Genomic DNA, 16,804 nt, shown 5'->3' with positions numbered 1-16,804 from the left:
GTTCGGCTGCTGAGTTAAATGCAGCTTCTTTTTCGACTGCCGGTTTATGCTAGTTTACACGCATAATAAAGGCTAGCACAAGGTAAGGTGGCCGGTTGTCGTATTGCTGACCTCCCCCGGTTGCGCCAGCAGATGCTCCTACACCGCTTGAGGAGACAGAGAAAGCGCCGGTAAACGAGGCCGAGCTTGTGGTGACCGAACTTGTGTTGCTTGGAGAGCCCCCCGGCCCCACCATGCTTTTATTTGTGTTTGGGATGATGGAACGGTATTCTGTGACAGAATAATTGTGATCATGAGTCAAGGTAGCCGCATGGGTATGACCAGGGTCGTTTACCCCATGCAAATGGTTCGGCAGCATGGCCTCGTTAATCATTATGTAGTCAGAGCCCCCACCCGGGCCCTTGGAAGGATAGTCAGAACCACCTGGGTTCAGACCAACAATAAACCTGCCTCTTAAATCTGGCGTGCCATTGCCACCATCGCAGAGATACCAGCCAGCCGGAAGTGCGTTTGGGTCGCCACTCCACATCACGATGCTTTTGACAGGGAAAGAAGCCAGAGAATTCCAAACGTCATTGGCTCCATTGTAAACACTCACGTTATTTCCAATAGAGTCGTAATACATCATTCCGTCTTCTTCCGCTAGCAGGTGCTTTCTGTGGTTGGTTCCGTCGTTCATTTCAGTAGCGTAGTTAGGCAATAGCACACCTTTGTTTTTTTCCTGGACATCAATGACAACGACGGCCTTTTCGTAAGGCGGGGTTGGCCCAGTGCCTATAAAAAGAAAGTCTGTTGGTACCTGTGCCTTTGAGGAGAAACTTATAAAAATGAAGGCAATGGCGGCTAGCCATCGATTAGGTTGAATTCTCTTTTTCATAGCTTCATGATAAACGCCAACACATAATATGGAGGTCTATTGTCGATGGCCTGACTTGAGCCGGTTTCTCCCACGGAAATTCCCGTCGCCGAACCGATAACGCTAACTGCCGTTCCCACCCTTGAGGTTGACTTAGGGTTGGCCACGGGGAGATAGTGAAACCCGGCAACAGGTGCAGTGCTTGCACCTGCGATAACGCCGGTGCTCTTTTCTGCGTCGCTCACTGAAAAATCATGGCTGTGAGCGTCTGGTGTAAAGCCCACACTGTGTGTGTGATCAGATGAAATACTGTGCGAATGTGACGGCATTTCAGCTACCGTGAGTGCGTGAAAGGCCCCGCCTGCTGGGACATCATCCAGGGTGGCATAGTCTCCGGTGCCAGAATAGCCAGCTATAAACTGCCCCCGAAGATCCGGCGTTGGGATGCCTCCGGATGCTGACACTCCTTCCAGGTTATAGACCCTGCCATCGCAAAGCACCCAACCATCCGGCAAGCTTGAGACATCTCCCCCCCACATGATAACGGTGCCGGAGGGCACAGGAGCGATATCTGTCCAAACGCCTCCTTGGGAATAAGCAAGGAATCCGGAGGATGTGTTATATATAAGCAGCCCATCGGTGGGGTCGATAATTGATGTAGTAGTTCGTGGTATGAGCACTCCCTTATTGATATTGGAAACCCTTTCTCCGACCTGAAAGGCCGCCGACGGCTCCGGGTTAGTTGTTCCTATGGCTGCGCCCTGTTGGGCGTGGGTGTAGTTTGCCAGGAGAAGGGCAAACACAAAAATCAGATTAATTTTAGCTGGAAACTTCATGGTTATAATTTCATGATGTAAACAAGAACATAAAAAGGTGGGCGATTGTCGAAGGCAGCACCCGACCCATTGTTTTGCAATGAAATGTTTGCACTAGCGGGACTCATCGATGCCGAAAAGGAACCGTTGCTTGTGGTGACGTCATAGTCAACGATAGTACCACCGTCTCTGTAAGCGACGGTAGAGAGATGATCGTCCGCCCGCCCGAAAGTTGGCCCAAAGCTACTGGAACTGTAGCTGATGCTGTGCGTATGACTTGTGTTTGCAGGCAGTGTGACGGCATGGTTGTGACCTGGGTCAGTAATGGTGTGGGCGTGGCTTGGCAAGTTATCTACCCCAAGGCCTACTGTTCCATATCCTCCAGGAGTGCCGTTGATAGTCGCATAGTCTCCTGACCCTGAGTAGCCAACCACGAATTTTTCTTTCAGGTTTGGCCTCTCATCTTGTCCGTCGCAAAGGGCCCAGCCCGCCATGTGCTTAACCCCCACGCCTCCGGGAAAGTAGGTAGAAATATCCCCATACCACATCGTAATCGTTCCCGCCGGTACTGGCTTCATTTCTTCCCAGCCACTCCTGCCATTGTAATAATAATACGAGTGTCGGGTAATATCATAAACAATTAATCCATTGGCAGGGCTTGGTATTGCTGCTCGCTGCCCGGAAGTAAGGCGGGGTAGTAAAATGCCTTTGTCTGCGCCGATATTCAAAAGCGCATTGTCAGAGCTCAAGGCGTTCCCTATAATAACTTCCTGCCCGTAGAGTGTTTGTGGAAAAAAATATGTAAATATTATAATACCTGATAAGAGGCCATTTTTTCTGGATAGCATGGGTTATTCCTGTTTGAGCAAGTGCTTAAAATAGGAATAATTTAGAAAATGGAAAAGCTGATAGTTTTATTATGATGAATAAGGATAAGTTTTTCCTATTTGTCGGTAGGAAAGAAAGTTTTTTGGGAATCTATTTTTGGTGAATTATGACTGACCTTCTGTAGCTCAAATGCATGGGGAGAAGTCATTTTTTGGCTGGGATTCAATCCACATAGCCAAATCTTTTCAACTTGAGCTTATTTTGGCGCCAGTCTTTTTCAACCCTCACATAGGTTTCAAGGTGAACTTGCTTGCCGAAGAAGGCTTCCATGTCCTTCCTCGCCTCTATGCCAACTTTTTTCAAGGCCAGCCCCCCATGCCCAATAATGATCGCCCTTTGCGTAGCTCGCTCAACAAAAATCTCCGCCATCACCCGGATAATCTTTTCTTCCTCTTTGAATGAAGCAATAATTACTTCACAGCTATAGGGCACTTCCTTTTTATAGTTCAGAAATATTTTCTCTCTGATGATTTCTGACGCAAAAAACCGCTCGGTTCGGTCTGTCATTTCATCGTCAGGGAAATAGGGTGGGTGAACAGGCAGCTTTTCTAATATCTGGTCAAACAGTGGCTCCAGATTGGTTTTGTCGAGGGCGGAGATGCAGAGAATAGGAATATCACCCGAAAACTCTTTGAAGTAGGTTACTTTGTCCTCTAGCTGGCTGCCTTTTGACTTGTCGATTTTGTTGATCACAAAAAGGGCCGGTACGCCGCTCTTCCTCAGGAGCTCCAGAATTTCGACGTTGTCCCCATCCATTTTGTCGCCCAGCTCGACAACGAAAAGAATCATATCTGCATCTTCCAGCGACTGGTACACAAAACGCATCATCGCCTCCTGCAATTCATACTGAGGCTTCATTACCCCTGGTGTGTCGGAGTACACAATCTGGAAATCTTTGCCTGTCAATATCCCAAAAATGCGGTGGCGGGTAGTTTGGGCCTTGGCTGTGATGATAGAGAGGCGCTCACCAATCAGGGCATTCATAAGCGTTGACTTACCCACGTTAGGCTTTCCGATGATTGACACAAATCCCGAGCGGAACTCTTTTTGCGGCTGGTCAGTAGATTTTTTTGACATTCTTTTGAATTATTCTGTAAAGGTACTTGTTTTTGCTTAAAAGCTGCCTTACATTTGTAGCCCTTTAACAAACATATCGCGGGGTGGAGCAGTTGGTAGCTCGTCGGGCTCATAACCCGAAGGCCACAGGTTCGAGTCCTGTCCCCGCTACAAAATAGCCCTGTAAGTCATTGATTTACAGGGCTTCTCATTTCTAGGGGGTACATTTGGGGGACAAATTGTAAAAAATGTTTGATTTTTTTAGTTCCCTTTTACAGATTTGAAACATCCGCTCAGCATTGAATCGCCTAGCAGTACAAAGGGATAAAAAACAACCAACATCAATTTATGAAAATATCAGTTTTTGTTCTTTTGATGCTTTTTGCCGGGGTGGCAGCCAAAGCACAGCAAACACAGATTGTAGAAATAGTTACTAGTAAGAAATTTAAAGTTTCTCATTTCTTCTCGAATGAGGCTTATTTTGTGGATGTTGCCCATTTAAAGGTTGGAAATGTCTCGAACCCTACTATCAAAGATTATAGCCTTACCGACTCAAAACATTACAGTCTTCTGAGCTTCAAATCTGTAAAGTCTGAAGTAGATGGAACCAACATAGGAGGAGCCGTTGGTTCGGCTAATTTGTTTGGGATGTCAATTAGCAGTACTGTCTCAAAGAATGAAGATGTTCTGCTCCTAGATGAAATACAGAGCGCTGAAATATCGGATGCCATTAATCAGCTTTTTGTAATATACCGTGCTCAAAAATTGAATGGTCTGAGAGATTTTAGTGTTAGAACGACCACCTCAGTAGGCTTGACCCTTTTTAATGATGGTACTTACCTAGGGTTTGAGTTTAATGATAGGGTTTTCATTATCCTTGAATCAGACTTAATAAGCCTATACAAGGTTATTGCAGAGGCGGTACAATGAGCAAATAGTTAAACACTTTTTTCCTGAATTGACAAGAGCAAAATTTGCCTTGTCAGCGGTTTCAACTCCTAAAGAATTAAGGGCTATCCCCCCTCCCTCACGTGCGTGCGTTGTGACTTCCAAAAAATCATTAGATGGCTACAAAGGCGCTTTTTATGGTGTCTAAAAATTTACTGTTCGTTCTCTCATATGGAGCGTGTAAGGACTAAAAGAACTCATCAATCAATCTTAAGATTCTTATACATAATGTCCCCAGTTTCCTTGTCCACAAAAACGTCACACGTGTATTTTGATCTTAGCATTGCACCAAAGCTGTTTTGAGAATCTACATACCCTGATACTTTATAACCTCCTCCTGCAATGGCTTCAATTTTTGTATCCTTTACACCTGAGAACTTAGCCGTGGAGGGGGCTTTTAACAGTTCCTTAACTTGTGTTTCGGCAACTACTTTGGCTTCATATTCAGTGACATACTGTTTTTTTTCTTTAGGCTTGTCAGGGTTATTGCCCAAGTAGTTAATGAAAATCGCTAAGATGATAATCCCAATAATTACCAGCCAAGCCTTGGCTTTGCTATCCATCAGAATTTTTGGTTGATGTTAATAGAAGGTAGATAGGATTGAGGTAAAAAGAAAGCTAATTGAATGTCAAGTTTTCTCAGGTTGGGTTACTCTTTTTTATAATGTCCAAAAAGTCAAGCCTGTAGCGTCGGCATAGCTTATAAAACTCTTTTGGGCAATGCTTGAATGTTAGCAATTGTTAGCAATCGGCTCTCCGTTTTTTCAATTGTGAGCCGGGGAATAATTCATTTTGAATGTTAAGTTTTGTTAGGTTCAGGCGATCCCTTTTTTATAATGTAGAAAAAGTCGATTAATGCAATTCAAATCATCGATTGATTTTGTATTGATTAATCAAACTGCCTCATTCCTTTTTATGGTTTCCGATAATTCTTGGAACCCCTTTTTATAGTGTTCAGTTTGTAAGGTTTTACCAATAGTGTGCTGCTTCTTTCACTTTCTCGTTGAGTTCATCAATCAACTCATTTGCCGTCTCCCCCTTTTTGTATTTTGTTAGGTCGGCTATGGTAGCCCTGAGGTCATACGCTTGTTTTTTGGTGATTTGAGAGGTTTTCAGCCACTCTTTTACCTTCACCTGGGCAACGTCGGGCCCGAGCTCTAATAAGGCCATAGAAGCAAGCATTTGCTCAAACTCTCTTTTGCTTCCGGTCGGTTTTATCGTGTCCATTTTTGATTTTGTTTTGGTGATTGCCAAGTATTCATCTTTCCACTTTCTGACAAGCTCGCTGTATATTCTTTCTTCATAGAGTTGGAACGCTAAGAACTCGGGGAGGTTCATTTCTTTGCATATCCGTTTTAATAGCCTCAACTCAATTCTTAAAACATTGGCGTTTGCATAAATGGCCGGGATAGGTTGCCCCGATTGCTTTTGCTCTTTTACTTTGCCATAAAGTACATAACTCCTCAGGCTGTTTTGATAGTACAAGCCGTTATTGGTTGGTAATCTATTCAAGTGTTGAGACTCTCCTAAATATGGATAATATAACCCTTCTGAATGTTTCAAAATAATGTTTCTGCCAAACTCCAATTTGGAGACTGTGGCCAATTCAAAAGGGAGGTGTAAGCTGTTGCTTATTTTCTCAATTGCTTTTTTTGTGTCTCCTTTTGTCAGGGTTTTGAAATTGTCCCCAAGGTAGAATTTACATAGACTGCTGTTATGGATTTTCACCCTATTTGGTGATATGGAAACTTTCAGGCTGTCCAAATGGCCAGAAATCATTGGCACACTGTGAAAAGTCCCCTCACTATTTACAGACGTCAAAAACTGTGGGATATCTGTGATAAAATCTGTGTTGGGAGAATTGTCACTGCTCAGGGTGAGATTGATAGAACAATACATGGGTTACTGAATTGGGGTACAGAATACACTTTAACATAGCAAAGAGGAGAGGAGGAAAAGCTCCTCCTCATATTGCCTCTCAATTGGTTACCGATTTGGTAACCGCTCCCAATTTCAGCTTTGCCATTTCGTCATCAAGTTCACCATCCTTAAGCAACTCCCATAGTGGCACGGTATCATTCCGGCAACCTCGGGCAATGAAGATGACAATTTCAACGATACCGATTTTTTGGAAGTCCTTATTGTACCCGATAAGGCAGCCATCATTTGTATTGGCGATATCTCCAAACCCAAAATGTGAAATAGGGTCAGGCCGTTTTACACTAGTGATATTAGACGTGCCTTTGGTGATCGCTTTGTTGGTTGCTTTTTGTTTCCACCGGTCGGGCCTGTCTACAAAGTTGAAGCTCAGCCCTCCCACATTAAACTTCCTCTTATTAATGAGGAGGCTTTCAAAAAGCTCATAGCCCTCGGTACATTCTACCACATCAAACCGGCATTTTGAATCAGTTAAAATGACTCCCTTGTAATAATCGGTAAGTATCATTTTTCACCCCCTCTTCCTTTTAGGGTTACAAATGTGCTGGCTTGCTGCTCAATCTCCTCTGTGGTGGCTCTCCTGTTCTGCAATAGCCATTGATCTAACTCAAGTCTACTGAAATAGACCATCTTTCCCTTTGGCTTATAGCAGGGGACACTTCCTGAGGAGGTCAATTTGTAGAGGTAGCTTTTTGAAAGCCCAGTATAGGCTGCACCCTCCTCAAAATTTAGAACTGTTTTTTGTGATAGAAGGAGGCTTTCGATACTGCATAGTCTCTCTTCAAAGTTTGTAAAATCCATCCCTTTAATGATTAAGATTAATGAAATGGATTAGGCCTAATCCTTTATATCAATTGATGATACAAACTTAGTTTTTGGATGGGTGACAAAGCTTGATAGCTTGATAGCAGTCAACTATTATCATTGTTTTTAATTTCAGATAGAATCAAATCTATCTCTTGTTGTCCGGGAACGTCTTTTGCTTTTGCCTCCTTTAAGGCTGATGATAGGTCGCTGCTTGTTATTAGTTTCCCTTTTTCATTCATGAATAGGTTTCCTTGGCCAATGGTTGCTTGCCAATTCCCGTTAAAGCATTTGTCTAGAAAATAGGCGATTAGTTTTACTTTAATGCACCATTTAATTGCAGGCATTTCAGGATCAATTGGTGCTCCTGAAAATGCATAAAGAAATACTTCCTCTTTGGTTTCATATTCAATACAGGAAACTCTAAGTTTTTGGTAGAGCACCTTTAGTTCTGAGTATTCGCCTTGCCAAATTAGTGTTCTTGCTTGCCTTATTTTCTGTGACATTGGAGTTTTGGCGAACTCTTTATAAACGTCTGACTTAAACGGCTCATAGTAGAAGCCAAGGTCACGGCAAATAGCATCAAAGTTGATACTAAATAACTCACAGGTTATTTGAATTTCCTCGATTAGACTTGAGATAATTTGATGTGATTTGATCAGGTAAAGGTCGAGGGCACTGTATTGATTTTCATCGGGAAGGTCTTCAACAAACCAAACATATTCACTGGCATACTCCAAGCTTAAAAGCGATTCACGACGCTCATAAAACTCATATTGAATGATCAGCAATTCAAAAATGTAGAGTTTTACAACATCATTTTTGTTTTTTGAAGCAACGACGTTGCTCCTGAGCTCTTGGCTAAATAATTCATAGTCACTTTCTTCATAAGTACTATCAAGCAATTGTGTTATTGCAGTTTTATCTCTATGGTTAAAGTAACCGAGCGGCCAAAAGAATTTCTTGAAGTAACTGAACTCCATGTCGATTATAGAGTTACTTCCGTTTCTGGTAGAGAATTGACTGCCTTTCTTTTCAACTCACTGACAACATGGAGGTACTTCTCAGTATGCTTTAATCCACTATGACCAAGGAGAGAGGAGGTAGTTTTAATGTCTGTACCGTTTGTTAAGATGTTTACTGCAAAACTATGTCGGCCACAATGCCAAGTAATGTGTTTGTCGATCCCTGCTTTCTTCACCCATGCGCTGAGACTCTTTAAGCCGCCCGTGTGGCTCGGTAGATCAAAGATGGAATTATCCTTTGCCTGAGGCTCTCCAATGAGCTTGAGAGCCGTCTTGTTAAGGTCAATGCTAAGTTGTGCGCTCTTCTTTCCTTTGACCTTTTGCTGGTCGATTTTTAGCCTTGAGGAGGCAAAATCAATATTCCCAAATTTCAAAGCTTTTAGGTCAACCCACCTAAGGCCAGTATTCAAGGAAAATAGAAAGGCTCTTTTTACTTCAGTATTTCCACAATAAGCATTTGCTAAGGTTTGTACCTCCTCAGTGTTGAGGATGTCTTTTTTTAGCCCTTCACTCTTTTCATTCTTGATTCCCTCGGTTGGGTTCTCGGTGATTAATTTGTCTTTAATCGCTTTCTTAATAACCTTTTTGAACTTAGTAAAATAGTTGTAGGGTGTTTCTCCATTTAATCCCTCCTCCATATACCGCTTGTAACCCACACAAAGCTCCTCAGTCAATTCTTTTGGGGTAATTGAGGTTACACCGAGCGAAGTCTGAAGAAAGTCCTTAAACCAACTTAGAGAGTACTTTACAATTCTCTTATCCTTGTTAGTGTAATCGTCAAGGAATTGCTCATAATAGGCAACAAAGTCAATGTTCCTTTTGAAAGCTGGGGTATAGTCATATTCATTTGCCTGCATCTCAAGGTTTCTCTTTGATGCTATGCTTTCTGCCAATAGTTTAATTTCCTTGTTCTTTTGCCGCTCTTCCACTGTGGAAGCTTTTGTCAGTTTTAGCCCTAAATACTCTTTAGTTCTTTTGCCATTGTAGACAATATCCAAGTAAAGTGACTTTGTGCCATTGGCTTTTATATTTTCTCTTACAGTGACCCCCATGCCTTATAAATGATAATGCTTTCCTTTTTTTTGACTTACTTTGCAAAATAGTTAATTATACTGTTTTGGGGGACAGTTTGGGGGACAAAGTTTCATCAAACTACCTCAAATCAAAAGAAAAGAGAAAAGCCCTCAAATCATTAAATAGCTGATAATCATTGCCTTTTGTTGCTGATGTTTATTCTTGTTAGTTGGGTTGGATTAATGTCCCCGCTACTAACAAGGCCTCAGCGCACGCTGAGGCCTTTTTGTTATGCGTTGTTATGGTAGCGAAAAAGCCGGAGGAGCTTTTCTGAATTATTATGACGAATTTTACCAATAATATTTGTTTTCAGCAGAGCCATCGTGGCTGATTTCCTCATTCATTATTACTAATCTTTTATTTTCCAGTGGCAAATATCGTAGCAATTGTAGGCAGGCCCAACGTGGGCAAATCCACTTTCTTCAACAGACTGATTGAGAAGAAAAAGGCCATTATGGACAACGAACCTGGGGTAACCAGGGATCGCCACTACGGTTATGCCGAGTGGATAGGGAAGTATTTCACAGTTATCGATACAGGCGGGTATGTTGTTGGCTCTGACGACATTTTCGAATCAGCCATCCGGGAACAGGTAGTGGAAGCGCTCGAAGAAGCATCGGTCATTCTATTTATGGTCGATTGTGGCGAGGGAGTTACGCCGTGGGACAGGGACTTTGCCAACGTGGTGAGGAGTGTGAACAAGCCCGTGCTGCTTGTGGCCAACAAAGCCGATAACACCGAACGAATATTTGCTGCGAATGAATTTTACGAGCTGGGACTGGGAGAACACATGTTTCCTATTTCTTCCAACAGCGGTTCTGGTACCGGCGAGTTGCTGGACGAAGTAGTAAAGCATTTTGAGGAAGATGGCGACGAAGACCCGGGCAAAGACATTCCCCGCATCGCTATTCTGGGAAGGCCCAATGTAGGTAAATCTTCTTTTCTGAATATGCTGGTTGGCAAGGATCGCACCATTGTGACTAATGTGGCCGGCACCACCCGTGATGCTATCGACACCCGCTATACCCTATTTAACAAGGACTTTATTTTGACCGACACTGCTGGTATTCGCAAGAAAGCCAAGGTGAAAGAAGACATTGAATTCTTCTCTGTGCTGCGATCCATTCAGGCCCTTCAGGACAGTGATGTGAGCATAGTGATGATCGACGCAACACTTGGCCTGGAAGCTCAGGACATGAGCATTATCAACCTGGCCCACAAGTACAAAAAGGGCATCATGATCATGGTGAACAAGTGGGACCTGGTGGAGAAGGACGAGAAAACCGCCGACAAGTTTACCAAAGCCATGATAGAAAAACTTGGCGACATGGCATATGTGCCCATCATATTCACGTCTGTAGTGACCAAAAAGAGGATTTTTCAGGCCATAGAGCTGGCCATGGAAATCCACGAGAACCGAATAAAAAAGGTTCCGACCTCCAAGCTGAATGATATTATGTTGAAGGAAATAGAAAAATTTCCTCCGCCGTCTGTCAAAAGTAAAATTATCAACATCAAATACATCACGCAGCTTCCGACAAAGACGCCCTCATTCGCCTTTTTCTGTAGCAACCCTCAGTACATCAAAGAATCCTATCAGCGGTATTTGATAAATAAACTGCGTGGTCACTTTGGCTTTACCGGTTCGCCCATCACGTTGTTTTTCAGACAGAAATAGGGTAGTTTTATCCTATGAAAAAGTTGTTAGCAATACTTTTTGTCGCTTTCATGATCAGCTCATGCAGCGACCGACGTGACGACAATAGGTTCAGCATAACCATTGATGTTGACGGAGACGAAATTGAGGACATCATCAACGAAGCCCTCGAAGACGTGGAGGAATCGCTCGACGATGCCATGGATGATGTGGAGGAGATCAGGATCGAACTGGAGGATGGGCTCGACGATATCGTGATCAAAGTAGACGTGTCCGACAGAGATGTGCGAAAAATAAGAGAGCAAATCAGGAAAGAGCTTCGCAACATCCATCGTGATTTAAAGGATGTGAAAATCACCATTGAAAGAGACGTAGAAGACTTACCTTAAGCCTGCTTGCAGTCACAGTTTGCAGTTTTCGAAAAATACCTGCCGCCAAAGGCTTCCCAGTATTGCTTTGACCTTTGGGTGAAGCATGGCTTCACACTAAAAGTGGTCAAAGGCCGCTCCACCAAGCTGGGCGACTTCCGGTTCAACAAAGGCAGGAAGCCTATCATTACGGTCAATCAAGACCTCAACCCATACGCATTCACAGTAACCTACCTGCACGAGGTAGCTCACCTACAGGCTTTTGAAAAATATGGCAGGCGAATAGCCCCCCACGGCTCGGAATGGAAAAACACTTTTAAGGAAGTGCTGTTTCCCATGGTGGAGGCGGGAGCTTTTCCCGATGAGCTGGGACTGAAGCTCCGTCGCCACCTGGCTAACCCCAAGGCCGCTTCCTGCTCCGATCCTGCCCTTATGATGGCCCTTTCCAAGTACGATGTGCACAAAAGCGGCATATTGCTGGCAGAGCTTGTCATTGGTGAGGAGTTTTTGCTGGAATCACGCCATTTCAAAAAAGAAGGCAAGAAGCGCACCCGCTCTATTTGCCTGGAGATGAAAACAGGAAGGAAGTATTTGATTTCGGAAGTGGCGAGGGTGGAAAGGATTAGCTAGATTGTTGGTGACTTCGATGGAAGGATATTCATTTTGTGAAGCCCTAATGAGGATTTTCATTAAAATAGTCTTTCAGTTTCCGTTAGATAGTGGGTGGCATAGCTGAGAAAATTTCCGGAATCGTATTTAAACAACATTATTTGAGGAGATATGTGGATAAAAAAAGTTGAAGTTGGTGTGGATGAGAGTTCAATTGATCCAAGGTTTCTATTCCGTGCGGAGTTTGAATATGTTGTCGATAAGGAAATTCCATTATTCATTTCTGGTTTTTTGAAAACGCCTGACGGAAGGAAGCTAGCGGCTATTGATTCGGAGCAAGAATTGAGTGGTTACGATAATATTGTGATACCAATTTCTGAGGGAAATTCGAGCTCGTCAGGGAATGAGAGAAGTGTTTATTCTAGAAAGTTTTCTGCGACGATTTCTAAAAAGGCAATTGATTTTTTAGAACACCAGAGACTTTCTAGATCGACGAAAAGTGTGCTTTTAAAAGTTGAGCTGGAAATTGCTACTCTTTACCTTGACACGTTTAGCGGGAAGGCGCTAAAAATTGAGAGACAACCGGGAAATATGGAGATAGAAATTGAACAAAGTTCTTGGCTTAGAAATTTTTCGGAAAAATTGGGATTGGGCGAATTTCTAATAATTGAGTTTTCGAAGCATCATATTCAACTTGGGGCCGATCTGAAGAGTATGTGGACTGAAAAGTTGGATCGAGCTCTTACAAGGTTAGGCGAGATGCACACCCTGCTGAATGAAGGAAAATGGGACAAGGTGTTTGAGACTTCGAGAAAAGTTTGGGATATTTTTAAACTATACAAAGAGGACCACGATAGCAAGGAAGAACTAAAAAAGTTATTTGAGAAGAACAATTATTCAGAACTAGGGTTTGAGGATTTGTTGAAATCTATTTGGCATCTCCATGAGTTTTCATCTAAGTTTATCCATGACAAAGGGAAAAAGGGTCAAGATTTAAATCCTATACCAGTTCCCCAAAAAGAGGACGCTTATTTTATGTATATGTGGACTATGGGGTTTGTTAACTTAATTAACGAAAAGGTAAAAGGGATAGTGGCTGAGTAGAGAACTTAATATCACGCAGCATCTTAACAAAATCTTTCTTTACCCCACAATCCTCCTCTGTATCTGCTGCTCCACCAATTGATAAAAGACTTTCGGCGTCAGCGTTCTCCAGTTGTCAATTTGGAGGGTGCCGCCGAAGTTGACGTAGGAATCGATATTGAAGTTTTTTCAAGGGTTAGTTTTTATGCCTCAGCAGACGATAGGCAAATGATTTCTGCAAGCATGTTAGGTCGAACTGGACGTTTGTCTAGTAAGCTGCGATATTGTCCTTTCCGAGAGTTATAAAATAATGACCGTCGTCGAGCAGAGATTTAATGTGGGTTAGATTTTTCCTGAAATAATTGAGCAACTCCCTGTTGGAAGAATTTCCGAGTTGGATAAATAATACTTTTGGAGGAGCGCCTTGCAGCAAGTAATTGTTTTTGAAGTCTTTGTCCTTGGTGACGACAACTCTATTTTCCTCTATTGCGGTATCCAGAATACTCATGTCGTTCATAAATTGACCATTTGGGAAGTCGGCAGCGGTGTGCTTTGAGTTGAAACCTCTTTCGTTCAGCAACTCAGACAATAGCGGGGGTAATTGCGTGTCGACAAGAAAACAATGCATGTCAATGCACTACTGGAATGATTGTTCTTGGGTCGGAAATCCTTACAGCATATTCAAGACATGCTTTTATATCATCTTCCTCCAAATAGGGATAGTCCTTAAGTATTTCTTCGTGGGTCATGCCTGAAGCCAACAGACTCAATAAGTCGGTAACGGAAAACCTCATGTTTCTGATGGTCGGTTTGCCGCCACAAACTTCTGGATTCAATGTAATTCTATGTAGAAGTGATTTCTCCATGCTACTAATAACAACAATAAATTTACAGAAAGTTCTGGATTTTGCATCATGAAGTAGCGTTGAGTACTAGTCACTACCCCCCAATCCTCCTCTGAATCTGCTGCTCCACCAATTGATAGAAGATTTTCGGTGTCAGCGTTCTCCAGTTGTCGATCTGTAGGGTGCCGCCGAAGTTGACGTAGGAATCGATATTGAAGTTTTTCATTTCATCGAGCACAAAATCCCGAAAACCGACCATGGCAATCCAGCCATCTTCCACTTCCTCAAACCATTCTTCGTAGTAGGAGTCGTCGGAACCATGGAAATTGAGCACATTCTCACCTATGAGGATGAATTTGTTGATGTCGTACCGCTCGAAGTGCTCAACAATGTTCCGCTTCAGGTGCATGATGTCGTTGTGGAGGGCATCGTTCCATTCGCCAATGAACTCGAAGACTACATAGCCTTCGTCGTAATCGGCATAGAGAATTTTCATGTACAGCGTTTCGGATCCCATATAATCCCAGCCTGGAGCGAGGTAGTAGCCGTACACAGTTTCGGAGTAAACGTCGTAGTTGTATTCTTTGCCTTCAAAAGGAGAGTTGGGATCCGTGGAAGGGTCGTAGTAGGTAAGCCACCGGTAAAAGGGCTCTAGCTCATGCATGCGTTGGATAATTGTCTACAGCACCTCGCACAGAGCCATATTTCTGTAATAGCTCGGCAGCCAGCTGTTCTTCTATTTTCAGCTCATCCATTACCATGCGCACTGCCCGTTGCACCAGTTTCTCATTGCTCAGTTGCATGTCCACCATTTTGTTGCCTTTCACGTGCCCTAGCTGTATCATCACCGTGGTACTGATCATATTGAGCACCAGCTTCTGCGCCGTTCCGGACTTCATGCGGGTGCTGCCAGTCACAAATTCTGGCCCTACTACCGCTTCGATGGGGTATTCTACCGCCTCTGCCAATTTGGTGCCTGAGTTGCACGTAATGCAACCTGTCAGCAATCCTTTTTTTCTCGCCTCAGACACACCACCAATTACATAAGGCGTTCTGCCAGATGCGGCAACTCCTATAAGTGTGTCGTTTGGTGTTGGCTTGTATGCCTCAAGGTCTTTCCACGCCTGATTCGGGTCATCTTCAGCATGCTCTACCGATTTTCTGATGGCTTTGTCGCCGCCGGCCATAATACCCACTACGACATTAGGCGAAACGCCATAGGTAGGCGGACATTCGGAGGCGTCCACAATCGCCAACCTGCCGCTGGTGCCGGCACCAATGTAAAACAGTCTGCCACCTTCTTTCATCCGTGGTACGATCTGTGAGATCAACGCCTCAATTTGTGGCAATGCTTTTTGTACCGCCAAAGGCACGGTTTGGTCTTCCTTGTTGATGTTGGTCAACAGCTCCAGAACAGACATTTGTTCCAGGTGATTATAATATGAACTGCTTTCGGTGGTGCTCATACTTTGCTTGTTCCAAAAGTTCTTTCCTGATGATACAGCGTGAGGCCAGCAATAGGGCCCTCAATGATGTTTTTGACAGTAATACCCTGATCGCTTGCTGCCTGGCGTAGGATATTGCCATAATAGAAGGCCACCGACCCAGTGAAGTGCACGGGAAGTTTGTCGTGGTCTTTGTAAGACATGACTATCTCCGTGAAGAATTCGGTGAACGAATCGTAGACCAGCTTGTAGACATACGGCTCCTTGATGTGGTGCATCAGGAACTTCATGAAGCTGGCCAGAAACCTGGATGGGTACTTCTTTTTGTACACGTTTTCAAGCAGGTCTTCTTCCGTTAATGCAAATCTTTTGTTGAATGCCTCCTGCAAAGTGGAAGGGAGCCTGTTTCTGATGGCTGCTATGAGTAACTTTTTGCCCATGTTTGCACCGCTGCCCTCATCGCCCAGCACATAACCCAGTGAAGGTACTTGTGCAGTGATCTTCTCACCGTTGTAATAGCAGGAGTTGGATCCTGTGCCCAAAATGCAGGCAATGCCTGGGTCGTTACCACATAGTGCCCGTGCGGCGGCTAAAAGATCGTTGTTAACTTCAATGGCGGCGTCAGGGAAGAAAGGCCTCAGTACTTCCGCTACCTTTTTGTTTTTTTCCACGCTTCCGCAGCCAGCACCATAAAACGCCAGCTCGGTTATTTTGTGCGCTCCCACCACTTGAAGCACGTGCTCCTGCACTCCTTTTCGAAGGTCTTCATCTTCCTGAACGTAGGGGTTGTACCCCTCAGAGCTGGCTTGCTTGATTTGGCCATCTTCCGTTATCAAACGCCATTCTATTTTTGTTGCCCCACTGTCTGCAATTAGAATCATTGTGTTTGGGTGTTTTCATGCCCGGACAAGCGCCCAATGCATTTGAATTTATCAAAAACTGAATCAGTATGTGGCGCATCGGGTAATTCACCGGTAAGATCCTGCCCTGCCCAGTGTTCGTAGTGTAGTCCGGTTCGCCAAAGCCTGGAAAGGCTCACATCGTAAATGAACCCCTTATAGGCAATCCAAACCTCTTCCCTGTCCTGTCCGTTGCGAAGCGCCAGCTGATTGGCTGTAAATATCGGCAATAAATTTGAATTATCCATATTGTGTGCGCACACAATTCAATTTTAGGCTGTTTTTGATTTTTTCAATCTTATGGCCCAACTACAGATTTAGACGTAAGGCACCACTTGCAGGCAAGTTAATTAATTCGAAGTGCCACATTCACTTCGGTTTAAATTTTATACTATTATTAATCATTTTCTCATTTTGTTAGATGAAACAGCGAATTAAGTGCTGTTTTATTTCGTTCTCCACAACAAACTGTTGGTTTCTTTGTCATTTGCACT

The 16,804-nt window shown here is 43.6% G+C and carries 21 protein-coding genes and 1 tRNA gene; 6 read left to right on the top strand and 16 right to left on the bottom strand.

Annotated elements, in window-relative coordinates; genetic code table 11:
* Window positions 1-49 precede the first annotated feature (49 nt).
* The 4 genes from RIG68_RS03090 to era form a co-directional block, all read right to left on the bottom strand.
* On the bottom strand, window positions 50-877 hold the full coding sequence (locus tag RIG68_RS03090) for a phage tail-like protein (protein WP_350118465.1): 828 nt from the start codon (window positions 875-877) through the stop codon (window positions 50-52).
* On the bottom strand, window positions 874-1,692 hold the full coding sequence (locus tag RIG68_RS03085; RefSeq protein ID WP_350118463.1) for a phage tail-like protein: 819 nt from the start codon (window positions 1,690-1,692) through the stop codon (window positions 874-876). Before RIG68_RS03085 ends, RIG68_RS03090 begins: the two co-directional genes overlap by 4 nt.
* A 2-nt stretch (window positions 1,693-1,694) precedes the next feature.
* Complete coding sequence (locus RIG68_RS03080) at window positions 1,695-2,519, bottom strand: phage tail-like protein (RefSeq protein WP_350118462.1); 825 nt, start codon at window positions 2,517-2,519, stop codon at window positions 1,695-1,697.
* Window positions 2,520-2,721: 202 nt separating this feature from the next.
* Window positions 2,722-3,636: a GTPase Era gene (era, locus tag RIG68_RS03075; RefSeq protein WP_350118460.1), complete on the bottom strand. Its 915-nt coding sequence runs from the start codon at window positions 3,634-3,636 to the stop codon at window positions 2,722-2,724.
* A gap of 77 nt (window positions 3,637-3,713) precedes the next feature.
* Between era and RIG68_RS03070 the strand changes: the two genes are divergently transcribed.
* Both RIG68_RS03070 and RIG68_RS03065 read left to right on the top strand, forming a co-directional pair.
* A tRNA-Met gene (locus tag RIG68_RS03070) sits at window positions 3,714-3,786 on the top strand.
* Window positions 3,787-3,963: 177 nt separating this feature from the next.
* Window positions 3,964-4,545 (top strand): hypothetical protein, encoded by a 582-nt coding sequence (locus RIG68_RS03065; protein WP_350118458.1) that lies wholly within the window; start codon window positions 3,964-3,966, stop codon window positions 4,543-4,545.
* 218 nt (window positions 4,546-4,763) lie between these two features.
* Here the strand turns inward: RIG68_RS03065 and RIG68_RS03060 are convergent, their stop codons facing one another.
* The 6 genes from RIG68_RS03060 to RIG68_RS03035 all read right to left on the bottom strand — a co-directional run bounded on the left by RIG68_RS03060 (window position 4,764) and on the right by RIG68_RS03035 (window position 9,382).
* Window positions 4,764-5,126 (bottom strand): hypothetical protein, encoded by a 363-nt coding sequence (locus tag RIG68_RS03060; protein ID WP_350118456.1) that lies wholly within the window; start codon window positions 5,124-5,126, stop codon window positions 4,764-4,766.
* 406 nt (window positions 5,127-5,532) lie between these two features.
* Window positions 5,533-6,342, bottom strand: a complete 810-nt coding sequence (locus RIG68_RS03055) for a phage/plasmid replication domain-containing protein (protein ID WP_350118714.1) — start codon at window positions 6,340-6,342, stop codon at window positions 5,533-5,535.
* 199 nt (window positions 6,343-6,541) lie between these two features.
* On the bottom strand, window positions 6,542-7,009 hold the full coding sequence (locus RIG68_RS03050) for a hypothetical protein (protein ID WP_350118454.1): 468 nt from the start codon (window positions 7,007-7,009) through the stop codon (window positions 6,542-6,544).
* Complete coding sequence (locus tag RIG68_RS03045) at window positions 7,006-7,302, bottom strand: helix-turn-helix transcriptional regulator (RefSeq protein WP_350118452.1); 297 nt, start codon at window positions 7,300-7,302, stop codon at window positions 7,006-7,008. The genes RIG68_RS03050 and RIG68_RS03045 overlap by 4 nt, the downstream gene beginning before the upstream one ends.
* Window positions 7,303-7,412: 110 nt before the next feature.
* Entirely contained in the window at window positions 7,413-8,288 is an 876-nt protein-coding gene (locus RIG68_RS03040; RefSeq protein ID WP_350118450.1) for a hypothetical protein, read from the bottom strand.
* A 5-nt stretch (window positions 8,289-8,293) separates the two neighbouring features.
* Window positions 8,294-9,382, bottom strand: a complete 1,089-nt coding sequence (locus RIG68_RS03035) for a tyrosine-type recombinase/integrase (protein ID WP_350118449.1) — start codon at window positions 9,380-9,382, stop codon at window positions 8,294-8,296.
* A 389-nt stretch (window positions 9,383-9,771) separates the two neighbouring features.
* Between RIG68_RS03035 and der the strand changes: the two genes are divergently transcribed.
* The 4 genes from der to RIG68_RS03015 all read left to right on the top strand — a co-directional run bounded on the left by der (window position 9,772) and on the right by RIG68_RS03015 (window position 13,142).
* Window positions 9,772-11,082 (top strand): ribosome biogenesis GTPase Der, encoded by a 1,311-nt coding sequence (der, locus tag RIG68_RS03030; RefSeq protein ID WP_151996218.1) that lies wholly within the window; start codon window positions 9,772-9,774, stop codon window positions 11,080-11,082.
* Between the two features lie 14 nt (window positions 11,083-11,096).
* Window positions 11,097-11,450 (top strand): hypothetical protein, encoded by a 354-nt coding sequence (locus RIG68_RS03025; RefSeq protein ID WP_350073325.1) that lies wholly within the window; start codon window positions 11,097-11,099, stop codon window positions 11,448-11,450.
* A 6-nt stretch (window positions 11,451-11,456) separates the two neighbouring features.
* Window positions 11,457-12,059 (top strand): transcription elongation protein SprT, encoded by a 603-nt coding sequence (locus tag RIG68_RS03020; RefSeq protein ID WP_350118447.1) that lies wholly within the window; start codon window positions 11,457-11,459, stop codon window positions 12,057-12,059.
* Window positions 12,060-12,209: 150 nt separating this feature from the next.
* Window positions 12,210-13,142, top strand: coding sequence for a hypothetical protein (locus tag RIG68_RS03015; RefSeq protein ID WP_350118445.1), 933 nt, complete (start codon window positions 12,210-12,212; stop codon window positions 13,140-13,142).
* A gap of 247 nt (window positions 13,143-13,389) precedes the next feature.
* On the opposite strand, the gene RIG68_RS03010 is transcribed toward RIG68_RS03015, so the two are convergent.
* The 6 genes from RIG68_RS03010 to RIG68_RS02985 form a co-directional block, all read right to left on the bottom strand.
* A complete protein-coding gene (locus RIG68_RS03010) occupies window positions 13,390-13,749 on the bottom strand; it encodes a DUF5615 family PIN-like protein (protein WP_350118443.1) in 360 nt (119 codons plus the stop codon).
* A gap of 1 nt (window position 13,750) precedes the next feature.
* The gene (locus RIG68_RS03005; RefSeq protein WP_350118441.1) at window positions 13,751-13,957 is read right to left on the bottom strand and encodes a DUF433 domain-containing protein; all 207 of its coding nucleotides are present in this window, start codon (window positions 13,955-13,957) and stop codon (window positions 13,751-13,753) included.
* Window positions 13,958-14,060: 103 nt separating this feature from the next.
* The gene (locus tag RIG68_RS03000) at window positions 14,061-14,630 is read right to left on the bottom strand and encodes a hypothetical protein (RefSeq protein ID WP_350118439.1); all 570 of its coding nucleotides are present in this window, start codon (window positions 14,628-14,630) and stop codon (window positions 14,061-14,063) included.
* Window positions 14,623-15,432: an N-acetylmuramic acid 6-phosphate etherase gene (gene murQ, locus RIG68_RS02995; protein WP_350118437.1), complete on the bottom strand. Its 810-nt coding sequence runs from the start codon at window positions 15,430-15,432 to the stop codon at window positions 14,623-14,625. The genes RIG68_RS03000 and murQ overlap by 8 nt, the downstream gene beginning before the upstream one ends.
* The gene (locus RIG68_RS02990) at window positions 15,429-16,292 is read right to left on the bottom strand and encodes an N-acetylglucosamine kinase (RefSeq protein ID WP_350118435.1); all 864 of its coding nucleotides are present in this window, start codon (window positions 16,290-16,292) and stop codon (window positions 15,429-15,431) included. Before RIG68_RS02990 ends, murQ begins: the two co-directional genes overlap by 4 nt.
* The gene (locus RIG68_RS02985; protein ID WP_151996227.1) at window positions 16,289-16,558 is read right to left on the bottom strand and encodes a cytochrome b5 domain-containing protein; all 270 of its coding nucleotides are present in this window, start codon (window positions 16,556-16,558) and stop codon (window positions 16,289-16,291) included. Before RIG68_RS02985 ends, RIG68_RS02990 begins: the two co-directional genes overlap by 4 nt.
* Between the last annotated feature and the right edge of the window lie 246 nt (window positions 16,559-16,804).

Source organism: Imperialibacter sp., from assembly GCF_040222385.1.
Lineage (GTDB): Bacteria > Bacteroidota > Bacteroidia > Cytophagales > Cyclobacteriaceae > Imperialibacter.
This window is presented reverse-complemented; position numbering and strand designations above follow the sequence as displayed.

Bases quoted from the DNA above. Each gene is read 5' to 3' on its own strand.
- RIG68_RS03090 (WP_350118465.1), bottom strand. From the start codon at position 877: ATGAAAAAGAGAATTCAACCTAATCGATGGCTAGCCGCCATTGCCTTC.
- RIG68_RS03085 (WP_350118463.1), bottom strand. From the start codon at position 1,692: ATGAAGTTTCCAGCTAAAATTAATCTGATTTTTGTGTTTGCCCTTCTC.
- RIG68_RS03080 (WP_350118462.1), bottom strand. From the start codon at position 2,519: ATGCTATCCAGAAAAAATGGCCTCTTATCAGGTATTATAATATTTACA.
- era (WP_350118460.1), bottom strand. From the start codon at position 3,636: ATGTCAAAAAAATCTACTGACCAGCCGCAAAAAGAGTTCCGCTCGGGA.
- RIG68_RS03065 (WP_350118458.1), top strand. From the start codon at position 3,964: ATGAAAATATCAGTTTTTGTTCTTTTGATGCTTTTTGCCGGGGTGGCA.
- RIG68_RS03060 (WP_350118456.1), bottom strand. From the start codon at position 5,126: ATGGATAGCAAAGCCAAGGCTTGGCTGGTAATTATTGGGATTATCATC.
- RIG68_RS03055 (WP_350118714.1), bottom strand. From the start codon at position 6,342: ATGATTTCTGGCCATTTGGACAGCCTGAAAGTTTCCATATCACCAAAT.
- RIG68_RS03050 (WP_350118454.1), bottom strand. From the start codon at position 7,009: ATGATACTTACCGATTATTACAAGGGAGTCATTTTAACTGATTCAAAA.
- RIG68_RS03045 (WP_350118452.1), bottom strand. From the start codon at position 7,302: ATGGATTTTACAAACTTTGAAGAGAGACTATGCAGTATCGAAAGCCTC.
- RIG68_RS03040 (WP_350118450.1), bottom strand. From the start codon at position 8,288: ATGGAGTTCAGTTACTTCAAGAAATTCTTTTGGCCGCTCGGTTACTTT.
- RIG68_RS03035 (WP_350118449.1), bottom strand. From the start codon at position 9,382: ATGGGGGTCACTGTAAGAGAAAATATAAAAGCCAATGGCACAAAGTCA.
- RIG68_RS03025 (WP_350073325.1), top strand. From the start codon at position 11,097: ATGAAAAAGTTGTTAGCAATACTTTTTGTCGCTTTCATGATCAGCTCA.
- RIG68_RS03015 (WP_350118445.1), top strand. From the start codon at position 12,210: ATGTGGATAAAAAAAGTTGAAGTTGGTGTGGATGAGAGTTCAATTGAT.
- RIG68_RS03010 (WP_350118443.1), bottom strand. From the start codon at position 13,749: ATGCATTGTTTTCTTGTCGACACGCAATTACCCCCGCTATTGTCTGAG.
- RIG68_RS03000 (WP_350118439.1), bottom strand. From the start codon at position 14,630: ATGCATGAGCTAGAGCCCTTTTACCGGTGGCTTACCTACTACGACCCT.
- murQ (WP_350118437.1), bottom strand. From the start codon at position 15,432: ATGAGCACCACCGAAAGCAGTTCATATTATAATCACCTGGAACAAATG.
- RIG68_RS02990 (WP_350118435.1), bottom strand. From the start codon at position 16,292: ATGATTCTAATTGCAGACAGTGGGGCAACAAAAATAGAATGGCGTTTG.
- RIG68_RS02985 (WP_151996227.1), bottom strand. From the start codon at position 16,558: ATGGATAATTCAAATTTATTGCCGATATTTACAGCCAATCAGCTGGCG.